Source organism: Streptomyces sp. 7N604, assembly GCF_052245475.1.
In the GTDB taxonomy this organism is placed as follows: Bacteria; Actinomycetota; Actinomycetes; order Streptomycetales; family Streptomycetaceae; genus Streptomyces.
This window is the reverse complement of record NZ_JBQQBX010000086.1, coordinates 1-1,863: the sequence shown is the minus strand read 5'-3', so window position 1 is coordinate 1,863 and position 1,863 is coordinate 1. Positions and strand designations below refer to the sequence as shown.

Below are 1,863 nucleotides of genomic sequence, written 5' to 3'. Positions count from 1 at the left end.
TGAGCAACGATCCTCCTTGAGCCTGGCCAACCTGCTCAAGGAGGAGCGTCGGTTCGCACCGCCCGCCGATCTGGCCGCCGCCGCCAACGTCACCGCGGAGGCATACCAACGGGCCGGAGCCGACCGGCTGGGCTTCTGGGCCGAGCAGGCCCGCCGGCTGACCTGGGCCACCGAACCCACCAAGACCCTGGACTGGAGCAACCCGCCCTTCGCCAAGTGGTTCGCCGACGGCAAACTCAACGTCGCGTACAACTGCCTCGACCGGCACGTCGAGAACGGCCTGGGGGACCGCATCGCCCTCCACTTCGAGGGCGAGCCGGGCGACACCCGCTCCCTCACCTACGCCGAACTGCAACGCGAGGTCTCCAAGGCCGCCCACGCCCTGACCGAGCTGGGCGTACAGGCAGGCGACCGGGTGGCCATCTACCTGCCGATGATCCCCGAAGCGGTCATCGCCATGCTGGCCTGCGCCCGCATCGGCGCCCCGCACTCCGTGGTCTTCGGCGGCTTCTCCGCCGACGCCCTGGCCACCCGCATCCAGGACGCCGACGCCCACGTGGTCATCACCGCCGACGGCGGCTACCGCCGCGGCAAACCCACCGCGCTCAAGCCCGCCGTGGACGAAGCCGCCGACCGCGTGGACCGGGTCCGCCACGTCCTGGTCGTCCGCCGCACCGGCCAACAGGTCGCCTGGAACAAAGGCCGCGACGTGTGGTGGCACGAAGCGCTCGACCGCCAGCCCGACACCCACACCCCCCAGGCCTTCGACGCCGAGCACCCCCTGTTCATCCTCTACACCTCCGGCACCACCGGTAAGCCCAAAGGCATCCTGCACACCACCGGCGGCTACCTCACCCAGGTCTCCTACACCCACCACGCCGTCTTCGACCTCAAACCCGAATCGGACGTCTTCTGGTGCACCGCCGACGTCGGCTGGGTCACCGGCCACTCCTACATCGTCTACGGGCCCCTGGCCAACGGCGCCACCGAAGTCCTCTACGAGGGCACCCCCGACACCCCCCACCAAGGCCGCTGGTGGGAGATCGTGCAGAAATACGGCGTCACCATCCTCTACACCGCGCCCACCGCAATCCGGGCCTGCATGAAGTGGGGCGACGACATCCCCGCCACATTCGACCTCAGCAGCCTGCGCATCCTCGGCTCCGTCGGCGAACCGATCAACCCCGAAGCGTGGATCTGGTACCGCAAAAACATCGGCGCGGACCACACACCCGTCATCGACACCTGGTGGCAGACCGAGACCGGCGGCATCATGATCAGCCCACTACCGGGCGTCACCGAAACCAAACCCGGCTCCGCCCAGGTCCCCCTCCCCGGCATCAACGCCACCGTCGTCGACGACGAGGCCCGCGAGGTACCCAACGGCTCCGGCGGCTACCTGGTCCTGACCGAACCCTGGCCCGCGATGCTCCGCACCATCTGGGGCGACGACCAGCGCTACCTCGACACCTACTGGTCCCGCTTCCCCGGCCGCTACTTCGCCGGCGACGGCGCCAAGAAAGACCACGACGGCGACATCTGGCTCCTGGGCCGGGTCGACGACGTCATGCTCGTCTCCGGCCACAACATCTCCACCACCGAGGTCGAATCCGCCCTCGTCTCCCACCCCAAAGTCGCCGAAGCCGCAGTCGTCGGCGCCACCGACCCCCAAACCACCCAGGCCATCGTCGCCTTCGTCATCCTCCGCGGCACCGCCTCCGAAGACGACGCACTGGCCGAGGAACTACGCACCCACGTCGCCACCGCACTCGGCCCCATCGCCAAACCCCAGCGCATCCTCCCAGTCGCCGAACTCCCCAAGACCCGCTCCGGCAAGATCATGCGCAGACTGCTCCGCGACGT

Annotated in this window: 1 protein-coding gene; it reads left to right on the top strand. The window is 69.0% G+C overall.

From position 1 onward, the window contains the following. Window positions 1–16 precede the first annotated feature (16 nt). A partial coding sequence (gene acs / locus ACTWP8_RS38095) for an acetate--CoA ligase (RefSeq protein ID WP_443326627.1) occupies window positions 17–1,863 on the top strand: 1,847 nt, incomplete at its 3' end.